At 65.2% G+C, this 17,708-nt stretch carries 17 protein-coding genes; 6 read left to right on the top strand and 11 right to left on the bottom strand.

Features of this window, described 5'->3' with window-relative positions:
• On the bottom strand, positions 1-862 hold an 862-nt coding region (locus LQT98_RS17670), incomplete at its 3' end, for a L,D-transpeptidase (protein WP_231463931.1).
• A gap of 141 nt (positions 863-1,003) precedes the next feature.
• Positions 1,004-1,507 (bottom strand): DUF2938 domain-containing protein, encoded by a 504-nt coding sequence (locus tag LQT98_RS17675; protein ID WP_231463933.1) that lies wholly within the window; start codon positions 1,505-1,507, stop codon positions 1,004-1,006.
• A gap of 124 nt (positions 1,508-1,631) precedes the next feature.
• Here LQT98_RS17675 and LQT98_RS17680 point away from each other — a divergent pair, with 124 nt between their 5' ends.
• The 3 genes from LQT98_RS17680 to LQT98_RS17690 all read left to right on the top strand — a co-directional run bounded on the left by LQT98_RS17680 (position 1,632) and on the right by LQT98_RS17690 (position 5,368).
• A complete protein-coding gene (locus LQT98_RS17680; protein ID WP_231463935.1) occupies positions 1,632-2,339 on the top strand; it encodes an ArsR/SmtB family transcription factor in 708 nt (235 codons plus the stop codon).
• Between the two features lie 44 nt (positions 2,340-2,383).
• Complete coding sequence (rlmD, locus tag LQT98_RS17685) at positions 2,384-3,922, top strand: 23S rRNA (uracil(1939)-C(5))-methyltransferase RlmD (RefSeq protein WP_231463937.1); 1,539 nt, start codon at positions 2,384-2,386, stop codon at positions 3,920-3,922.
• A gap of 261 nt (positions 3,923-4,183) precedes the next feature.
• Positions 4,184-5,368, top strand: coding sequence for a NupC/NupG family nucleoside CNT transporter (locus LQT98_RS17690; protein WP_231463938.1), 1,185 nt, complete (start codon positions 4,184-4,186; stop codon positions 5,366-5,368).
• A gap of 57 nt (positions 5,369-5,425) precedes the next feature.
• Here the strand turns inward: LQT98_RS17690 and LQT98_RS17695 are convergent, their stop codons facing one another.
• The 4 genes from LQT98_RS17695 to LQT98_RS17710 form a co-directional block, all read right to left on the bottom strand.
• Entirely contained in the window at positions 5,426-5,725 is a 300-nt protein-coding gene (locus LQT98_RS17695) for a putative quinol monooxygenase (protein ID WP_231463940.1), read from the bottom strand.
• A gap of 505 nt (positions 5,726-6,230) precedes the next feature.
• Positions 6,231-7,448, bottom strand: coding sequence for a 6-phosphofructokinase (locus LQT98_RS17700; RefSeq protein WP_082151188.1), 1,218 nt, complete (start codon positions 7,446-7,448; stop codon positions 6,231-6,233).
• A 328-nt stretch (positions 7,449-7,776) separates the two neighbouring features.
• Positions 7,777-8,577: a 2,5-didehydrogluconate reductase DkgB gene (dkgB, locus tag LQT98_RS17705; protein ID WP_231463942.1), complete on the bottom strand. Its 801-nt coding sequence runs from the start codon at positions 8,575-8,577 to the stop codon at positions 7,777-7,779.
• A gap of 63 nt (positions 8,578-8,640) precedes the next feature.
• Positions 8,641-9,834, bottom strand: coding sequence for an MFS transporter (locus tag LQT98_RS17710; protein ID WP_231463944.1), 1,194 nt, complete (start codon positions 9,832-9,834; stop codon positions 8,641-8,643).
• A gap of 129 nt (positions 9,835-9,963) precedes the next feature.
• On the opposite strand from LQT98_RS17710, the gene LQT98_RS17715 reads away from it, so the two are divergent.
• Together LQT98_RS17715 and LQT98_RS17720 are read left to right on the top strand one after the other, a co-directional pair.
• Positions 9,964-10,899: a LysR family transcriptional regulator gene (locus LQT98_RS17715; RefSeq protein ID WP_231463947.1), complete on the top strand. Its 936-nt coding sequence runs from the start codon at positions 9,964-9,966 to the stop codon at positions 10,897-10,899.
• An 82-nt stretch (positions 10,900-10,981) separates the two neighbouring features.
• A complete protein-coding gene (locus tag LQT98_RS17720; RefSeq protein WP_231463949.1) occupies positions 10,982-11,743 on the top strand; it encodes an alpha/beta fold hydrolase in 762 nt (253 codons plus the stop codon).
• Positions 11,744-11,855: 112 nt separating this feature from the next.
• On the opposite strand, the gene LQT98_RS17725 is transcribed toward LQT98_RS17720, so the two are convergent.
• The 5 genes from LQT98_RS17725 to LQT98_RS17745 form a co-directional block, all read right to left on the bottom strand.
• On the bottom strand, positions 11,856-12,365 hold the full coding sequence (locus LQT98_RS17725; protein ID WP_231463951.1) for a GNAT family N-acetyltransferase: 510 nt from the start codon (positions 12,363-12,365) through the stop codon (positions 11,856-11,858).
• 61 nt (positions 12,366-12,426) lie between these two features.
• The gene (locus LQT98_RS17730) at positions 12,427-13,179 is read right to left on the bottom strand and encodes a LytR/AlgR family response regulator transcription factor (RefSeq protein WP_231463953.1); all 753 of its coding nucleotides are present in this window, start codon (positions 13,177-13,179) and stop codon (positions 12,427-12,429) included.
• A gap of 28 nt (positions 13,180-13,207) precedes the next feature.
• Complete coding sequence (locus tag LQT98_RS17735; protein ID WP_231463955.1) at positions 13,208-14,113, bottom strand: sensor histidine kinase; 906 nt, start codon at positions 14,111-14,113, stop codon at positions 13,208-13,210.
• Positions 14,106-14,408 (bottom strand): hypothetical protein, encoded by a 303-nt coding sequence (locus LQT98_RS17740; protein WP_048411670.1) that lies wholly within the window; start codon positions 14,406-14,408, stop codon positions 14,106-14,108. The genes LQT98_RS17735 and LQT98_RS17740 overlap by 8 nt, the downstream gene beginning before the upstream one ends.
• Positions 14,409-14,561: 153 nt before the next feature.
• Complete coding sequence (locus tag LQT98_RS17745; protein WP_231463957.1) at positions 14,562-16,277, bottom strand: ABC-F family ATP-binding cassette domain-containing protein; 1,716 nt, start codon at positions 16,275-16,277, stop codon at positions 14,562-14,564.
• 512 nt (positions 16,278-16,789) lie between these two features.
• Between LQT98_RS17745 and LQT98_RS17750 the strand changes: the two genes are divergently transcribed.
• Positions 16,790-17,518: an IclR family transcriptional regulator gene (locus LQT98_RS17750; RefSeq protein ID WP_231463959.1), complete on the top strand. Its 729-nt coding sequence runs from the start codon at positions 16,790-16,792 to the stop codon at positions 17,516-17,518.
• Positions 17,519-17,708: the final 190 nt, after the last annotated feature.

The following is a 17,708-nucleotide window of genomic DNA, read 5'->3' on the forward strand; positions in this document are numbered from 1 at the left end:
CGGCCTGGGTGGGCAGCGGGCCGCCCGGCTCGCGGCCAGCCGGCTCGCGCGCGAACTGGGTGTCGCCGGTCTGACCGGGCGATAGCCAACGCACCACCGCCAGATCGCCGTCCACCTTGGCCTTGGCCACGTCCTTGCAGGTCAGGCATACCGGCACGCCCTTGCGCGCCTTCAAGGCCTGATCCACCCGCGCGCCGTACACCACCGCGGACTTCTGCTTCTGCCAGGCCAGCAGCGTTTCCGCCAGCATCGGGAAAGAAGGATCATCCTGCTTGTAATGATTGCGGTAAGCGGTCAGCCACAGATTGCCGGCCGCGTCCTGGTTCAGCAACACGGTCTGATAGGCCACCGTCACCGCGTCGCCGCGGGTGACGGTCTTGGACAGCAGCAAGGCGTCATCGTTTTTCATGCGCACGCAGCCATGGCTGCGGAAGCCCGGCACCGAACCCGGCGCATTGGTGCCATGGAAGCCCAAGCCCAGCTTGGCCTCGCCGAAACGGATGAACACCGGCCCCAGCGGGTTACTGGGCCCCGGCGGCACCACGGTCTGCACTTCCTTGCCGCTGCGGCGCATTTCTTCCTGGATGGAGCGCGGCACATGCCAGGCCGGCGCCTTGTAGATGCCGGTGATGTCGAAGCTGCCGATAGGCGTCTGGGTCAACATCTTGCCCACCGCCACCGGGTAGATCTTGGACAAGTGGCCATCCTGGTACTGGAACAACCTGGCTTGCGGCAGATTGAGCACCAGATGCAGGCCAGTGGGGCTGACTTGCACATCGGGCTCGGGAATCACCGCCGCGCCGGCAACCGTCGCCGCGCCCAATCCCAGCACCCCAAACAGCCCAATACATCGCTTCAACATACCGCACCATATTTGAAATCACTATTGTTCGATTCTAACAGAAAGCGTGGAAAAGCAAGATTCTGACTATTACCAAACCTCGGCCCAAGCAATATTGTCCGACAATATTGTCGGTTTTACGTCAGCATGGCCGGCCTCGCCTCAAAGCGCCGGCCAAGGCGCCAAGACCCAGGCCGCCGCGTACAGGCCGACGCCAAAGCTGGCGTGCGCCATCAGGCTGCGCCGACGCGTCACCCAGGGTTGCGGCGTCTTCGCGGCGAAGAAGCCCGCTCCCATCGCCGGCTGCATCAGCAAAAACGGCGCCGCCACGCTGGCAAGGCCGAACAATAGCGCCGGCCCCGGCGTCGGCTCCCGCCACCAGGCCGCGCCGCAGACCGCCAACAATAACAAAGCGAACACCACGCCGATCAGATAATGCGCGAGCCAACCCAGCGCCCGTTCGCCGCGCACCGGCTCGGCGCGGACGATGCCAGCGTGACGGAAGCGGCCCCGCCGCCAATGCCCTATCCAGCGCCCCACCAGCGCATAATCCAGCGACGGCTCGCCAAAGCCCCGTCGCAGCAGCCATGCCCATGCGTCCATCACCGCCGTGGCGCCGACGCCCACCAGCGCGCCGCGCGCCAGCCATTCCGCTATCGCATCCATGCTCTCTCCTCGCAGAACCATTCAGTGTCCGCCGCAAGTCGCTGAGCACGAGCAGGCGCAGACAAAATCCAGTCAATAGACTATCATTAAATAGATTGATTGAATGATATTTTGAAAGCCGCTCATGTCCACCGCCGCCCCGCCCGCTCCGGAACGCTTCGCCGATCTGGCCGAATTGGCCCGCACCCTGAGTCATGCCCACCGCCTGCTATTGCTGGAACACATCGCCCAGGGCGAACGCCCGGTTGAACGGCTGGCCGAGCTGGCCGGCCTGTCCATCGCCAACGCCTCGCAACACCTGCAACACCTGAAACGATCCGGACTGGTGTTGTCGCGCCGCGACGGCAAGCATGTGTTGTACCGGCTGGGCGACGGCCCCATTCTGACCGTGCTGGACGCGCTGCGCCGTCAGGCCGAGCACCAACGCGGCGCCATCCGCGCGCTGCTGAACGATGCCGCGGCGCGGCCCGAGGCGCTGGACGGCGTGACGCTGGACGAACTGCTGCGGCGGCTGAACGACGGCGACCTCATCTTGCTGGACGTGCGCCCGGCGGACGAGTACGCGGCCGGCCATTTGCCCGGCGCGCTCAATCTGCCGCCGGAGCTGCTGGAACACGGTCTGGAGCAGCTGCGCGCCGGCGCCGAAATCATCGCTTACTGCCGCGGCCCCTACTGCGTGCTGTCCACCCAGGCGGTGGCGGCGCTGCGCGCGCGCGGCCTGAACGCCAGGCGGCTGGACAGCGGCTTTCCGCAATGGAAGGCGGCCGGGCTGGAGGTTGAAGTCGGCGCCGCCGCCGCCGTCGGCAAAAAACCCCTGCGCGCCGCCGGATAATTTGAGAAAATTACCGCTTTCCGATTGATTTTCCACGCAACACCATGACGCACAAACAGACTATCGCCCAGGTCGAATCGCTGGATCACGAAGGCCGGGGGGTCGCCCACGTCGACGGCAAGACCATCTTCATCGATGGCGCGCTGCCGTACGAAACCGTGGTCTATAGCGCCTACCGCAAGAAGTCGTCCTACGAAAACGCCAACACCAGCCAGGTGCTGAAGGAAAGCTTCCTGCGCACACAGCCGCGCTGTCCGCATTACGGCACCTGCGGCGGCTGTTCGATGCAGCATGTGGAGTTCAGCGCCCAGGTGGCGGTCAAGCAAAGAGTGCTGGAAGACAATCTGGCCCGCATCGGCCGGGTCAAGCCGCAGCAAGTGCTGACCCCGATCGCCGGCCCGGCCTGGCATTACCGCCATCGCGCGCGGATGTCGGCGCGGCTGGTGGAGAAAAAAGGCGGCGTGCTGGTGGGCTTCCACGAGAAGCGCTCCACCTACATCACCGATATGAGCGAATGCCATATCCTGCCGCGCCATATCTCGGACCTGATCGTGCCGCTGCGCGAGATGATCTACAAGCTGTCGATCAACAACCGCATGCCCCAGGTGGAGCTGGCGGTGGGCGATAAGGTGGACATCCTGGTGTTCCGCAATATGGAAGCCATCAACGATGCCGACCACGCCGTGCTGCGCGCCTTCTCCGACACCCATGGCAGCCAGGCGCGGCCGCTGCAGATCTGGCTGCAACCCAAGGGTCCGGACACCTGTTATCCGATCTACCCGCTGGACGCGCCCAAGCTGACTTACAGCCTGCCGGAATACCGCGTGGAGATGCCCTACTACCCCACCGAGTTCACCCAGGTGAACCCTGAAATCAACGCGGTGATGGTGTCGCGCGCGCTGAAATTCCTGGACCCGCAGCCGGGCGAGCGCATCGCCGACATGTTCTGCGGCATCGGCAACTTCACCCTGCCCATCGCCCGCTCCGGCGCCAAGGTTCACGGCATGGAAGGCAGCCAGGCCCTGGTCAAGCGCGCGGTGGAAAACGCCACCCACAACGGCCTGCAGGACAAGGTCAGCTATGAAATGGCCAATCTGTTCGAAGTCACCGAGGAATCCTTCGCCGCGCTCGGCCGCTTCGACAAGATGCTGGTGGACCCGCCGCGCGACGGCGCGGTGCAGCTGCTGAAAGCCATCACCGAGGACACCGCGCCCAAGCGCATCGTCTACGTGTCCTGTAACCCGGCCACGCTGGCGCGCGACGCCAATGTGCTGGTGCACACCAAGGGCTACACGCTGAAAACGGCCGGCATCATCAATATGTTCCCGCACACCGCCCACGTGGAATCGGTGGCCTGGTTCGAAAAGACCGGCCCGTGCAAGAGCCGCAGCGAAATCGCCGTGATCGAAGCCGCCGAGGAAGCCGAGCGCGAAGCGATCAAGGCCGCCCAGCGCGCCGAGGCGGCGGCGGAAGCCGCCAAGAAGGAGCAGGAACTGGCGGAAAAGGCAGCCGCCAAGCAAGCGCGCCGCGATTATTATTTCGCCGAGCAAGCCCGCCGCGAAGCGGAACAGCAAGCGCAATAAACCCGCATGCGACAAGCCTCCGGCCGCGGCCGGGGGCTTTATTTTTGCCGGCGGGCAATGCAGCTTGTTTGACCAAAACGGGTAGTCGGCAACGACGGATTGGCGCACAGTGAGGCGCTAATGCTTTTTACATGGAACAGCGAATCTCTTCATGTCAAAATTTACCGGTTAAACCGATAACGAGATCGCAAGCACACACAGCGGGCCCGCCCGCCAACATCGCCGCTCCTGCCTGAAGGACGGCCCATCAAGGCAATAGATATGCACATACTTCAATTCGTCTTCGGACTGCTGGTGGTCTTCCTGCTGACCCAATTGGTGGCGCGCGACCGCAAGAACATCAAGATCCGCTACGTGCTGCAACTGATCGTGGTGGAAATGGCGCTGGCCTACTTTCTGCTGCACTCCAGCTACGGCCTGACCCTGGTCGGCGGCGTGGCCGGCGTGTTCGACAAATTGATGAGCTATGCCGGCGAAGGCACCAACTTCGTGTTCGGCGGCCTGCTCAATCAGGGCGAGTTCAGCTTCTTCCTCAAGGTGCTGATGCCCATCGTCTACATCTCGGTGCTGATCGGCATCCTGCAGCACATCCGCGTGCTGCCCTGGGTGATACGCGGCATAGGCTGGGTGCTGGCCAAGATCAGCGGCATGGGCAAGATCGAGTCCTTCAACGCCGTCGGCTCGATGATCGTCGGCCAGTCCGAGAACTTCATCGCCTACAAGAACATCATCGGCAGCTTCTCGGAAAAGCGCATGTACACGCTGGCCGCCACCGCGATGTCCACGGTGTCGATGTCCATCGTCGGCTCTTACATGCAGATCATCCAGCCGCGTTTCGTGGTCACCGCGCTGATCCTCAACCTGTTCAGCACCTTCATCATCCTGTCGCTGATCAACCCCTACGACGCCAGCCAGGACGACGATGAACTGATCAGCGCCGAAGCCGCCCACCGCATGTCCTTCTTCGAAATGCTGGGCGATTACATCATGGCCGGCTTCAAGATCGCCGTGATCGTCGGCGCGATGCTGATCGGCTTCATCGCGCTGATCACCACCGTCAACCACATCTTCGACGCCATCTTCGGCGTCAACTTCCAGTATGTGCTGGGCTATGTGTTCTACCCCTTCGCCTGGCTGATGGGCATCCCGGCCGCCGACATCATGCCGGCCAGCAGCATCATGGCCACCAAACTGGTGACCAATGAATTCGTGGCGATGATGGAACTGAAAAAGCTCACCGCCCAGTTGTCGGAATACACCATAGGCGTGATCTCCATCTTCCTGGTGTCCTTCGCCAACTTCAGTTCCATCGGCATCATCGCCGGCGCGGTCAAGGGCCTGGACGAGGAACGCGGCAATATGGTGTCCCGCTTCGGCCTGAAACTGGTGTACGGCTCCACCCTGGTCAGCATTCTGTCGGCGCTGATCGGCGGTTTGGTGCTGTAAGCCAGCCCCCCTCCGCCAACAGGCCCGGCCCATGCCGGGCCTGTTTCATTTCCCGCCTCAAGCCACCTTGTCGAGGAAAATCAGCTTGATCGGCTCAGCCAGCAATTCATCGAAGCGCTTTTCGAAAGCCTGGAAATAAGGCGCGGCCAAGTGCTCGTCCAGCGCGGAGCGGCTGACGAAGGCTTCCCGCATGTAAAAGCTGCCCGGCTCGTCCGTGAGTTCGAACAAGGTGTAATCGAGGTTGCCCGCCTCGCGGCGCGTGGGCTCGACCAAGGCGGTCAAGGCCTCGCGCAAGGCGTCGCGCTGGCCGGGCTTGGCCTTGAGCACGGCGATGCTGGTCAGGGGTAATGTCGTCATGATGTGGTTCTCCGTTCTTAGAACCTGTTTACGATTTGCTGCGCGTCGGCGATACAGCGTTGAAAACGTCTTCGAAATGCTCATGTACCACCTGTACATTCCGCTTTCTCAGCCATTTTCGCCTTGTCTCGCCTTAGCTCGCGAGATCGTAAACAGGCTCTTAGAGCCTGTTCAAAGTCTGCTGCGCTGCGGTGGGATGGATGGAAATGGGCGTTGAAACCCGCTTCGAAATGCTCATGTACCGCTTGATCATTCCGCTTTCTCGCTCGTTTTCGCCTTGTCTCGCTCTTGCTCGCGAGACTTTGAACAGGCTCTTGGGATGATGATGCGGCGGCGGCGCGCTGGCCTACGCCTCCAACCGTCAGTATGAAGACGCCGCGCAAGACCAAACAGACCGACCGCGCGCAGACTCTTTCAATCCGGGTTTGAAAATGCCGCGCGACCAGGCACCGGGCAATAAAAAACCCGGCGCCAGCCGGGTTCTTCCATCCAGAGTCTTCCGCCCTCAAACCTTGGGCCAGGCGATGGGCCGATAATCCGGCAATCCATCCTTGAACGGCGGAATCCGCTCGCCCTCCATCAAGGGCCGCACATAATCGAGGAAGGCCGGCGTCACGCTGAAGCCGTCCGCGCCGATGAATTCCGGCGGCAGTCGCTTCTCCTGATCGCCCACCTCCGATAGCGGCACCTCCACCACGTCCCAGCAATAGGGATGGTCCTGAATGCGCTTGATGCCGGCCATCACGCCGCTCTTGCCGGCCAGCAGCCATTCCACCGCCCGCTCGCCCATGATGTAGGCCTGGCGCACATCCATGCTGGACCCCAGATGGCCGCCGGCGCGCTGCAGATAATCCACCTGCGCCACGTGCGCGGAAATGCCGCGCTCGCGCAGCAGCAGTTGAGCGATCCAGTGGCCGGCGCCGCCCAGTTGCTCATGGCCGTAGACCTCGGACTTCTTGGCCTCGGCGACGAAGCGGCCGTCGGCGTCGGTGATGCCCTCCGCCACCGCGATCGCGCACTGGCCGAAACGCGCCAGCCTGTCGTCCACCGCGGCGAGGAAACGCTCGGCGTCGAATGCCACCTCCGGCAGCAGCAACAAATGCGGCGCTTCGCGCTCATTGCGCGCCGCCGCCGCGCAGGCCGCCGCCAGCCAGCCGGTATGGCGGCCCATGGTTTCCATGATGAAGACCCGGCCCCAGCCCATGCTGGTCATGTCCAGGCCCACCTCGCGCATCGCGCTGGCCAGGAACTTGGCGGAGGAACCGTAGCCGGGGCTGTTGTCGGTGCCCACCAGGTCGTTGTCTATGGTCTTGGGAATGCCCACCACCTTGAGCGGATAACCCATGTGGCGCTCGAACTCCGCCAAACGCTCGGCGCAGCCCAGCGAACCGTTGCCGCCGTTGACCAGCAGATAATGGATATCGTGCCGAGCCAGCACCTCGCGCAACCGCCGCCAGTCGTCGCCGGCCTCGGCGAAGCTGCCTATCATGCGCCGGCTGACGCCAAAGCTGCCGCCCGGCATGAAGGCGAGCTGGGCGATGGCCTCGTCCGACACCGCGTCGATATCGCATAGCCGGCCGTCCAGCAGGCCGGCGAGGCCGTCGAAAGCGCCGTACATCGACAGGCCGCGCTGGCGCGCGGTTTCTATCGCGCCCTGCGCGGAAGCGTTCAACACCGCAGTCGGGCCGCCCGACTGCAAATATACGGCACGGGGTTTGGACATCATCGCCACCTGGAGAAATGGAGAATCAAACGGCGCGGCGCGCGGCCAAGCCGGGAATACCACAAACATACCACTGGCCGAAAAGCCCCCTCAAGCCACAGATGTCGCTCAAACCCGATTTCCTTGACCGGCGGCAAACCCCGCTGCAAGTTGCCGCCGCGCTACAGGCCGCCGCCTGCCGCCTCTTAGAACCTGTTCAAAGTCTGCTGCGCTTCGGCGATACGGCGTTGAAAACCAGCTCAAAATGCTCATGTACCACTAGTACATTCCGCTTTTTCGCTCGTTTTCGCCTTGTCTCGCTCTTGCTCGCGAGACTTTGAACAGGCTCTTAATCCCAACGCGGACCGAACTCCGGAGCGGCCAGCCGCTCGCCCCGCTCCAGGCCGGCGATGGCGTCCATCTCCGCCTCGCTCAAGCGCAACGCCGCCGCCTGCAGATTGGCTGCCAGATTGGCGCGCCGGGTGGACGACGGGATCACCGCCAGCTCCTGCCGCAATAGCCAGGCCAAGGCCAGCTGCGCCGGACTGGCCCGATGCCGCGCGGCGATTTCGCGCAATAGCGGCTCGTCCATCACCTTGCCGTAGGCCAGAGGCATATAGGCGGTGACCGGCACGCCCTGCTCGCGGCAGAAGGCCAGCAGCTTGCGGTTCTGCAAAAAGGGATGCACTTCCACCTGCTGATTGGCGATCTCGCCCGGCCCCACCGCGGCCAGCGCCTGACGCAGATGGGCGATGGTGAAATTGGACACGCCTATCCGCCGCGTCAACCCCTGCTGCTTGGCCAGGGCCAAGGCTTCCATATATTCCGCCACCGGCAGCTCGTCGCCGGGCGACGGCCAATGGATCAGCGCCATGTCCACCTGCTCCACGCCCAGCAGATCCAGGCTGCGGCGCAGGCTGTCGGCCAATTTTTCCCGCCCCAGGTTCTCGGTCCAGATCTTGGTGGTGAGAAACACCTGCTCGCGCGGCAATCCGCTCTGGCGCAGCGCCTGCCCCACCTCGGCCTCGTTGCCGTAAATCTGCGCGGTGTCGATGTGGCGGTAGCCCAACTCCAGCCCGGTCAAAACCGAGTCCACCACTTGTTGCCCTTGCAGGCGGAAGGTTCCCAAACCTATTTTTGGCATATCCATGATTAAACATCCTTTCAGTTACGCGCCCTGCGGCGCTTTATTGCCATCATCCTGCGCCTGCGATCAAACCGCTTGCGAACACATGGTCGGCGCGCGCGCCGCGCGGCGGTCCAACACGCCGGACCAGGTGGTCAAGCCCAGGGCCGCCAGCACCACCAAGGCGCCTATCCACGGCGTGGCCAACAGACCCAGCTCCGCCACCACCCAGCCGCCGGCCCAGGCGCCGCCGGCGATGCCGACATTGAAGGCGGCGATGTTCAGGCCGGAGGCCACGTTCACCGCCTGCGGCGCGTCGCGTTCCGCCTGCCGCACCACATAGAGCTGCAGACCGGCCACATTGCCGAAAGCCACCGCGCCCCAGGCCAGCACCGTGACCAGCACCCACGCCGGCGACGGCGCGGTGAAGCTCAGCGCCAGCAATACCAGCGCCAACAAGCCGAAGATCAGTTGCAAGGCGCGCACCGGCCCCTTGCGGTCCGCCAGCCGGCCGCCCCAGATATTGCCCACCGCCACCGACACGCCGTACACCAGCATCACCAGCCCCACCCGCGACGGCGCGAAACCGCTGACTTGTTCCAGAATGGGCGCCAGATAGGTGAAGGCGATGAAAGAACCGCCGTAGCCCAAGGCCGTCATCGCGTAGACCAGCAATAGCCGCGGCCGCTTCAGCACCGCCAGCTGCGCGGCCAGCGAGGCCGGCGGCGGCTGCGGAATATCCCTGGGCACCAACAACAGGCTGCCGATGAAGGCCAGCACGCCCAGCATGGATACCGCCAGGAAGGTGGCCTGCCAGCCCAGGGTCTGGCCGATGAAGGTGCCCAGCGGCACCCCGGTCACCAAGGCCACCGTCAGACCGCTGAACATCAGCGCGATGGCGCTGGCCGCCTTGTCCTTGCTGACCAGGCCGGTGGCGATGGTGGAGCCTATGGAAAAGAACACCCCGTGCGCCAGGCCGGTCAGCACCCGCGCCGCCATCAGCGCCTGGTAGCCCGGTGCCAGCCAGGCCACCAGATTGCCCAGGGTGAACAAGGCCATCAGCCCCAGCAGCAGAGGCTTGCGCGGCACGCGGCCGGTCAGCGCGGTCAACAGCGGCGCGCCCACCGCCACGCCCAAGGCGTAAAGACTGACCAGCAGACCGGCGGACGGTAGCGACACCCCCAGGCTGGCGGCGACGGTGGGAATCAGGCCCACGATGACGAATTCGGTGGTGCCAATGGCGAAGGCGCTCAAGGTCAGCGCCCATAAGGCAAGCGGCATGGTGTTCTCCCAAAGAAAAGCCAGATCGGCCCGCTCACGCGGACCCAGCGAATAGGGCCGCATTCTGCGCGCTTGCCAGCCGCGGAAAAATCCGCTTCACTGACAATAACTTTTGATTTGGAATCAACAATGCTACCAATGGAAGCGCTGATTGCGTTTGTCTCAGTCATAGACGCCGGCTCCTTCTCCGCCGCCGCGGAACGCCTGGGTCAGACCCCGTCCGGCATCAGCCGCAGTGTCAGCCGGCTGGAAAAACAGCTGGGCGTGGCGCTGATCACCCGCACCACCCGCCGGCTGGACCTGACCGCCGAAGGCCGCTGGCTGCTGGAGCGCACGCGCCATATCCTGGCCGAGCTACGGGACACCGAGACCCAACTCGCCGCCAGCCTGGCCCAGCCCAGCGGCCTGCTGCGCGTCAACGCCGCCACCCCCATCCTCACCCGGCTGATCGCGCCGCTGACGGCCGGCTTTCTGGAACGCTACCCGCAGGTGCGGCTGGAGCTGACCGGCGCGGAAGGCATCGTCGACCTGATCGAAGAACGCGCCGACGTCGCCGTCCGCGTCGGCATGGGCGCGCTGGCGGACTCCAGCCTCAATGCCCGCCGCCTGGGCGACAGCCGCATCCGCCTGGTGGCCGCGCCGGACTATCTGAGCCGCCACGGCGCGCCGGATAGCGTGGACGCGCTGGCGCGGCACCGGCTGCTGGGCTTCACCGCGCCGGAAACGCTCAATCTATGGCCGCTGCGCCACCGCGGCGGCAATGGGCTGGCGATCCAGCCGACGCTGACCGCCTCCAGCGGCGAAACCCTGCTGCACCTGGCCTTGCACGGCGCCGGCATCGCCTGTCTCAACGACCTGCTCACCGCAGAAGATCTGCGCAGCGGTCGCTTGCTGCCGGTGCTGGACGCCATCAGCCTGCCGTGGAGCCAGACCATCTGGGCGGTGTTCTACAAGCAAGGCGCGCTGGCGCCGCGTGTCAGCGCCTGGGTGGACTACCTGGCGCAGGAGCTGGGCCAACGCTTGAGCCGGCCGTTGTTTGCGCAAGAAAATGCACCATCATCATGATATTCAGGAACTGAATTAATTTTTTACTTACAAAAACATGGAGATAGACCACTTTCAGGCCCTTCGGCCTCCCGCTTGCGCCATGAGCACCCTGCCGCCCAAACTCAGCGCCGCCATAGACGGCGTGCCGATGGAATACCTGCTCGCCGGCAGCGGCGCGCCTCCCATCGTGCTGATCAACGACGCCGGCGCTCCGCTGGAAGGCTGGTACAAGATGCTGCCCGCGCTCGCCGCGCTCGGCACCGTGTTCGCCTACAACCGCTGCGGCATAGGCAATAGCGGTAACGCGCGCGAGGCGCAGACCGGCGCGGCGATGATGGAAACCCTGCGCGCGCTGCTGTTCAAGGCGGACCTGGCTCCGCCCTATGTGCTGGTGGCCCACGCGCTGGGCGGCTTGATCGCCAATCTGTTCGCCCGCAGCTACGCCGGCGAAGTGGCCGCCGTGGTGTGGCTGGACGCCAGCGCGCCGGAGGAGATGGACGCGCGCCAGGCGCGGCAAGGCCGACTGAGCCAATGGCTGCGTCGGGCCTTGGACCTGGCCCAGGACAGGGACACCCTGAACGAAACCGGCCAGCTGAGCCGCAGCGTGGAGCAGATCGCCGAGGCGCCGCCGTTTCCGGACATCCCGCTGACCCTGCTGTGCGCCGCGCCGCCGATGCTGCCCTGGCTGACGTCCCAAGCGGAGTTGGACGCTCGCGTCGCCGGCCAACGTCGGCTGGCGGCGCTGTCGCCGCGCGGCTGCCGCGTCGTCACCGCCGGCAGCGGCCATTTCCCCCAATTATCCGAGCCGGAGCTGACGCTCGCCGCGGTGCGCGACGCGCTGGCGGCGATAAGCCCGCGCTAAAAGCCAGTTCAAAACCTCGCGAGCAAAAGCCTGACTAGGCGCAAACGCATCGCGAGTGCCGCATCACTATCTCGCGGCGGCGCTCGAGAGAGGTTTCATAAAGTCGGACGCATCACAGCTGTTTGAAGTAATAGGCGGTGGGATGCAGGCGGCCGTCCGGGCTGGCGGCGTAATCCGGAATCTCGCCGCTTTTGCGCCAACCCAGCTTGCGGTAAACCTCCTCCGCGCCGGAACCGGCCTCGGTGTCCAGCACCAGCAGGCGGATGCCCTGTTTATGTGCATGATCTTCCAGCGCCGCCATCAATTGGCGCGCCACGCCGCGGCCGCGGCGGGCGGAATGCACCAAGAGCTTCTGCACCTCGGCGCGGTGGCGGCCGTTGCCGCGCTGGCAAGGCGCCAGCTGCACGCAGCCCAGCAGTTCCTCGCCCTCTTCCGCCAGCCATAGTTGCAATCCCGGCCCCAACAGCGCGTCCACCTGCGCCCAGTAGGCGGCGGCCTCCGCCAGCGGCAAGGGCGCGAGGAAGCCCACCGAGGCGCCGCCGGCCACACTATCGGCCAACAGCGCGCTCAAGCGCGAATAATCGCCGGCCGCCAGCGCCGGCGCGAGTCTGATGCGCATCATCTTGTTCTCCCCATGGATCATGGGACAGGATCAAGCAGTTTTCATGCCGGCCGCGGCTGGCTCACATGCGCTGAAACAGATGGGCGTAGCTGCGGCTGACTTCCAGCGGCTCGGGGTAGCCGCGCAATTGCAGCATGAGGCCGCGCTGGCCGTCATCGCGCTTGATCTGTTCGATGGCGTCCACCCGCACCAGGGTGGAGCGGTGGATCTGCCAGAACTCGTCCGGGTCCAGCGCCTGCAACAGTTCCTTGATCGGCATGCGGATCAAGGCTTCACAAGCGGCGGTCTGCACTCGGGTGTATTTTTCATCGGACTGGAAAAACAGCACCTCGCCGGTGCTGATCATGCGCAGGCTGTTGCCCACCGAGGCCTTGATCCAGCGCAGATAATCCGGCCGCGCCAATTGGCGGCTCAATTGTTGCAAGGATGCCTGCCAATGCGAGGGCAGCGTCAGCTGCCGCTGCTCCCAGCGCTGGCGCGTGCGCAACAGCCGCTCGTCCTCCACCGGCTTGAGCAGATAGTCCACCGCGCCTTCCTCGAAGGCCTTGATCGCGTACTGGTCGTAAGCGGTGACGAACACCACCGGGCACAGGCCGTCTATCTCCATCGCCGCGGCGATGCCGTTCTGCACCGGCATGGTGATGTCCAGGAAAGCCAGGTCCGGGCTATGTTCGCGCACCAATTCCACCGCCTCGGCGCCGTCGTGGGCCTCGGCCACTATCCTCAACTCCGGCCATACCCGCTGCAAGGCCATGCGCAGTTGCTCGCGCATCAGGCGCTCGTCGTCGGCGATCACCGCGCTCAGTTTGCTCATTAATGCAGTCCTCTTCCAGGCCGGCCGCTCACACCAGCGCGAACGGCAGGCCTATGGTGGCGCGGGTGCCGCCTGCCGGCAACACTTCCAGCAGCAGTTGCGCGCGTTCGCCATGCAGCATGGCCAGGCGCTCGCGGATATTGCTCAGGCCCATGCCCTGCCCCGGCTGCTCGGGAAAGCCGACGCCGCTGTCGCTGACCGCCACCCTAAGCTCGCCGGCCAGCACCTTGGCGTCGATGAGGATCTCGCCGCCCTCGGCCTTGGGCTCCAGGCCGTGCTTGATCGCGTTTTCCACCAGGGTTTGCAGCATCATCACCGGAAAGCGCGCGTCCAACAGCGACTCCGGCACCTCCAGCCGCACTCGCAGCCGGTCCTCCATGCGCAGCTGCATGATGTCGAGATAGGCGCGCGATAATTCCAGCTGCTGGCCCAGGCTGGTTTCCGCCGGGGACTCCCGCCACTCCGGCAGCGAGGAGCGCAGGTAGCGGATCAGCGCCTTTTGCATCAGCAAGGCGCGCTCCGGCGCGGTTTCCATCAGCTGACACACCGAGGACAAGGTATTGAACAGGAAGTGCGGCTCGATCTGCGCCTGCAGCGCCCCCATCCGCGCCTCCGCCAGCTGGCGTTGCAAGGCCTCCACCTCGGCCAGTTCCTCCGCCTGCTGGCTGCGCTCCACCGCTGCGTCGGCGCGCTGTTCCGCCCGACGCTTGCCGCCGGCCACTATCTTGACGATGCAGACGGCCACGCCCAGGAAGAAGGCCAGCACCGGCACCCCGATGATGCCGCCCATGATCAGCCCCAGGAAGCAGATCAGCAGCAGCCGCCCCCAGCCGACGACGGCCAGCCAGTCGAAAAACAACCACCAGTAGATGGAAGCCTTGTGGCTGACGAGGTCAATGCCCGCCAGCGCCTCCGCATGTTTTTGCCTATCCATGATACGCCCCCCGGTCTTGCTTCATTTCTTCCTCGGTCCGCTCGGTCAGCGCCGCCGGCCGCGACGGCTTCGACGCGACGCAAGCCTTCACCAGGAAGGACATCAGTATCAAAAAAACCACCGCGCCGCTCAAGGCCAGCACACCGCTCAAAACCAAGGCCAGCAGTGAGATCAGCGCCAGCCGCCCCCAGCCGAGGCCGGCCAGCCAGTCTACATAAAGCCGCCAGTAAATGGCGATCTTGTGTTTGGCGCCGTTCAGTCCGTCCAGGGCTTCCGCGTGTTTTTTCCGATCCATGTCTAACTCCTCGTGATGTGTCGTGCTTGACGCTGCTCACTGTAGTCAGCGCCAACCACCACCGACAGCGACTTGCGACGAAGCGCGCAAGGCGATGGACAAAGCGGCGAAACACGCGACGAACGGGCGGCGTTTAAACGCCGCCCATCCGGTTTACAAGCCCAGCGCCTGCTCCAGCATCCCCATCTCACGCCGCCATTCCCGCTGCAATTTCGGCTTTTGATGCTTGGGTTTGCGCGCCAGGTCGGCGCTCAGCAGCGCTTCCAGCTGGTACAAGCGCTCCAGCTGCCGCTCCGCGCCGCTTGGAGCGGACGCGCCGTCGGCCGCCGGCGGCTGATCGGCCACCGCCGCGACGGCTGGCGGGGTGAACAGCTGGGCGTAGGCGCTGGCGGCGTCCGGCCACTCACGCAGCCGGCCGTCGCTGACCACCCAGAAGCGGTTGCATGATTGCTCGATCAGCTCGCGGTCGTGCGACACCAGCAGGAAGCCGCCGGCAAAGCCGGCCAGTTCCTCGGCCAGTTCGCGCTTGCCGTCCAGGTCCAGATGGTTGGTCGGCTCGTCCAGCCACAGCAGGTGGTAGCTGGCCAGCGACAGCGCCAGGAATAGCAGCCGCGCGCGTTCGCCGCCGCTGAGAGTGGCCACGGTCTGACCGTGGCGCGCATAGGCGAAGCCGGCGGAAATCAACGCCTGGCGCCGCTCCACATCGCTCAGCGGCGCGAACGGATACAGCGCGTCCGGCAGCGCGGCCGCGTCATCCAGCCGGCGCAGCGACTGATCGTAATAAGCGACGCGCGCCGCCGGGTGCGGCCGCCAGCCCGCGCCGGCCTTGCCTTGCAGCCAGTCCCACCAGCACTGGCGCAGCAAGGAGGACTTGCCGGCGCCGTTGGCGCCGAGCAAGGCCACCTTGTCGCCGCTGCGCAAGCTCAGTTCATCGACCTCGAACAAGGCCGGCAGGCCGGGCGCGGCGCGCACCTGCAAGCCTTCGAAAGCCTGCAGCCGGTCCGCCGCCAGCGGCTGGCCCTGCAGCTGCAAGCGCCACGGGCTGCCGCGGCTGACGAAGGCTTGCTCCTCCTTCAGCCGCTCCACCCGCCTTTGCATGGACTTGGCCTGGCGCAGCAGTTTTTCATTGTCATGCTCGCGGCCCCAGATCGCCAGCCGCTTGCTGCTGGCGTTCAGGCGGTCTATCTCCTTCTGCTCGCCGGCATGGCGCGCGCGGGCGGCGGCATCGGCTTCCGCCAGCGCGGCCCGCGCCTGGCTGCACGGCTGCTCGAAGCGGTACAGGCGCTGATCGCGCAGGATCCAGCTGTGCGCGGTCACCGCGTCCAGCAACCGCGCATCATGGGACACCAGGATGAAGCCGCCCTGCCAACGGCGCAGGAAATCCTCCAGCCACAGCAGCGACGGCAGGTCCAGATGGTTGCTGGGCTCGTCCAGCAGCAGCAGATTGGGCTGGCGCAGCACCGCGCGGCCCAGCAGCAGCCGGGTGTGCTGGCCGCCGCTGAGACTGGCCACCGGGGTATCGGCCGCGGCCGACAGTTCCAGTTCGTCCAGCAGGCTGTCCACCCGCCAGTGCTGCTCGGGCTGACGGTCCACCGCCTCCAGCAGCGCCACGCGCGCGCTCACCGCGGCCAATTGCGGCGGCAGATGCTGCTCCACATATTGCAGACGGCACAGGCCGGCGTATTGCACCGCGCCGGCATTGGCTTCGCGCTGGCCGGCCAGCACGTCGAGCAGGCTGCTCTTGCCGCAGCCGTTATGGCCCAGCAGGCCGATGCGATCGCCCAGTTTTACGGTAAAGGAAAGGTCCTGGAACAGCGGGCCGTGGCCGGCGTCCAGTTGCAGGGATTGCGCGGAAATCAGGGTTGTCATGCTCTTGCTCTCGTTTTTTCGGGACGTGATCGTCCCTGTCAACAGGAGCGCTGGCGACAACGTGGGAGTCGGGAAAGACTCGGCGAGTGAAACTCGAAGTGAAGAGTGGCTTTGCTCCGCCCCGGTTATCGCAGCGCGATGGAACTCGGGCAAGAGCCGGCAAATGTGCCATACAAGCGAGCCAACATTTCTGGGCGCGCAAACTGAACCATATAACCTCCTTTCTTTCGTTTTGCGGGCGGGGCTTGAATCCGTATCAAAGCCGGCGTGTCCGCGTCGTCGCCGCCTCGCCAAGAGGAGACGGCCTCTCTTTATCCATGGTGGATGCAGGCTGGCAGTGTAAACCATGCGCGCCGCCGCGCGCCAGCCGCCCTTCTGTGTCCGCGCCCCGTTTTCCCGCAATGCGGGAATGGCAAACAAAAATAGGCAATGAATTACCGCCAGGTGGGAAACCGGGCTTTTTAGCGGCGGTCGCAATAGATAAGGTTAGAAAATCCTAATAAGGACCGGACATGCCCATTCTCAGCTCTTCTTCCGATCGCCTGTTGCAAACCCTGCAGCTGGTGGCGGCCTCGCCTCAGCCGCTGAGCGCCAAGGACATGGCGCAGCAGCTGGCCTTGCCGCCGTCCACGCTGTACCGCCAGCTGACTCACTTGAGCCAGTGGGGCCTGCTGCAAGCGGGCGCGGACGGCGCCTACCACGCCGGCCCGCTGGGCCTGCAACTGGCGATGGGCTTTCAGCGGCACAACACGCTGGCGGCGCAGGCGCGCCCGGAAATGCAGCGGCTGGCGCGGCTGAGCAATGAAACCGTGGCCTTGATGGTGGCCACCCGTCAGCAGGTGATCTGCATAGAGATGATGGAAAGCCAGCAGGCGCTGCGCTGCGCCTTCGCCGCCGGCAAGGGCCAGCCGCTGGCGCGCGGCGCGTCGGCGCTGGCCTTGCTGGCCTTCATGCCGGCCGCGCACAGCCAGGCCACCCTGGACAGCATGCTGCCGCCGCAGGAACACGAGGCCCTGCGCCAGACCCTGGCCGAGGTACGCCGCCAGGGCTACGCCACCAGCGACAGCGCCATCGATGCCGGCATCTGGGGCGTCAGCGCCCCCTTGCTGCAGGGGCGGCGCAAACTGCTGGGCGCCTTGACCTTGATGGCGCCTTCCGGCCGCGCCCAACGCCGCGCCCAGCTGGTGGAGCAAACCCGCCAGGCCGCGCGCAATATCAGCGCTTACCTGGGCTGCGATTGAGCGGCCCCGAACCGAAAGACCAAGCATGACGCTACACACACCTCCCGCGGCCTGGAGCGGCCGCATCGACGCCGAGGGCGAACTGGCGCGTCGCTGGCATCAACGCATCCGCCCATGGCAGCCCGGCGTCGCCGCCGGCTTCGCCTTGCTGGGCTTTGCCTGCGACGCCGGCGTGCGCCGCAACCAGGGC

Source organism: Chromobacterium aquaticum (assembly GCF_021129195.1).
GTDB lineage: Bacteria > Pseudomonadota > Gammaproteobacteria > Burkholderiales > Chromobacteriaceae > Chromobacterium > Chromobacterium aquaticum.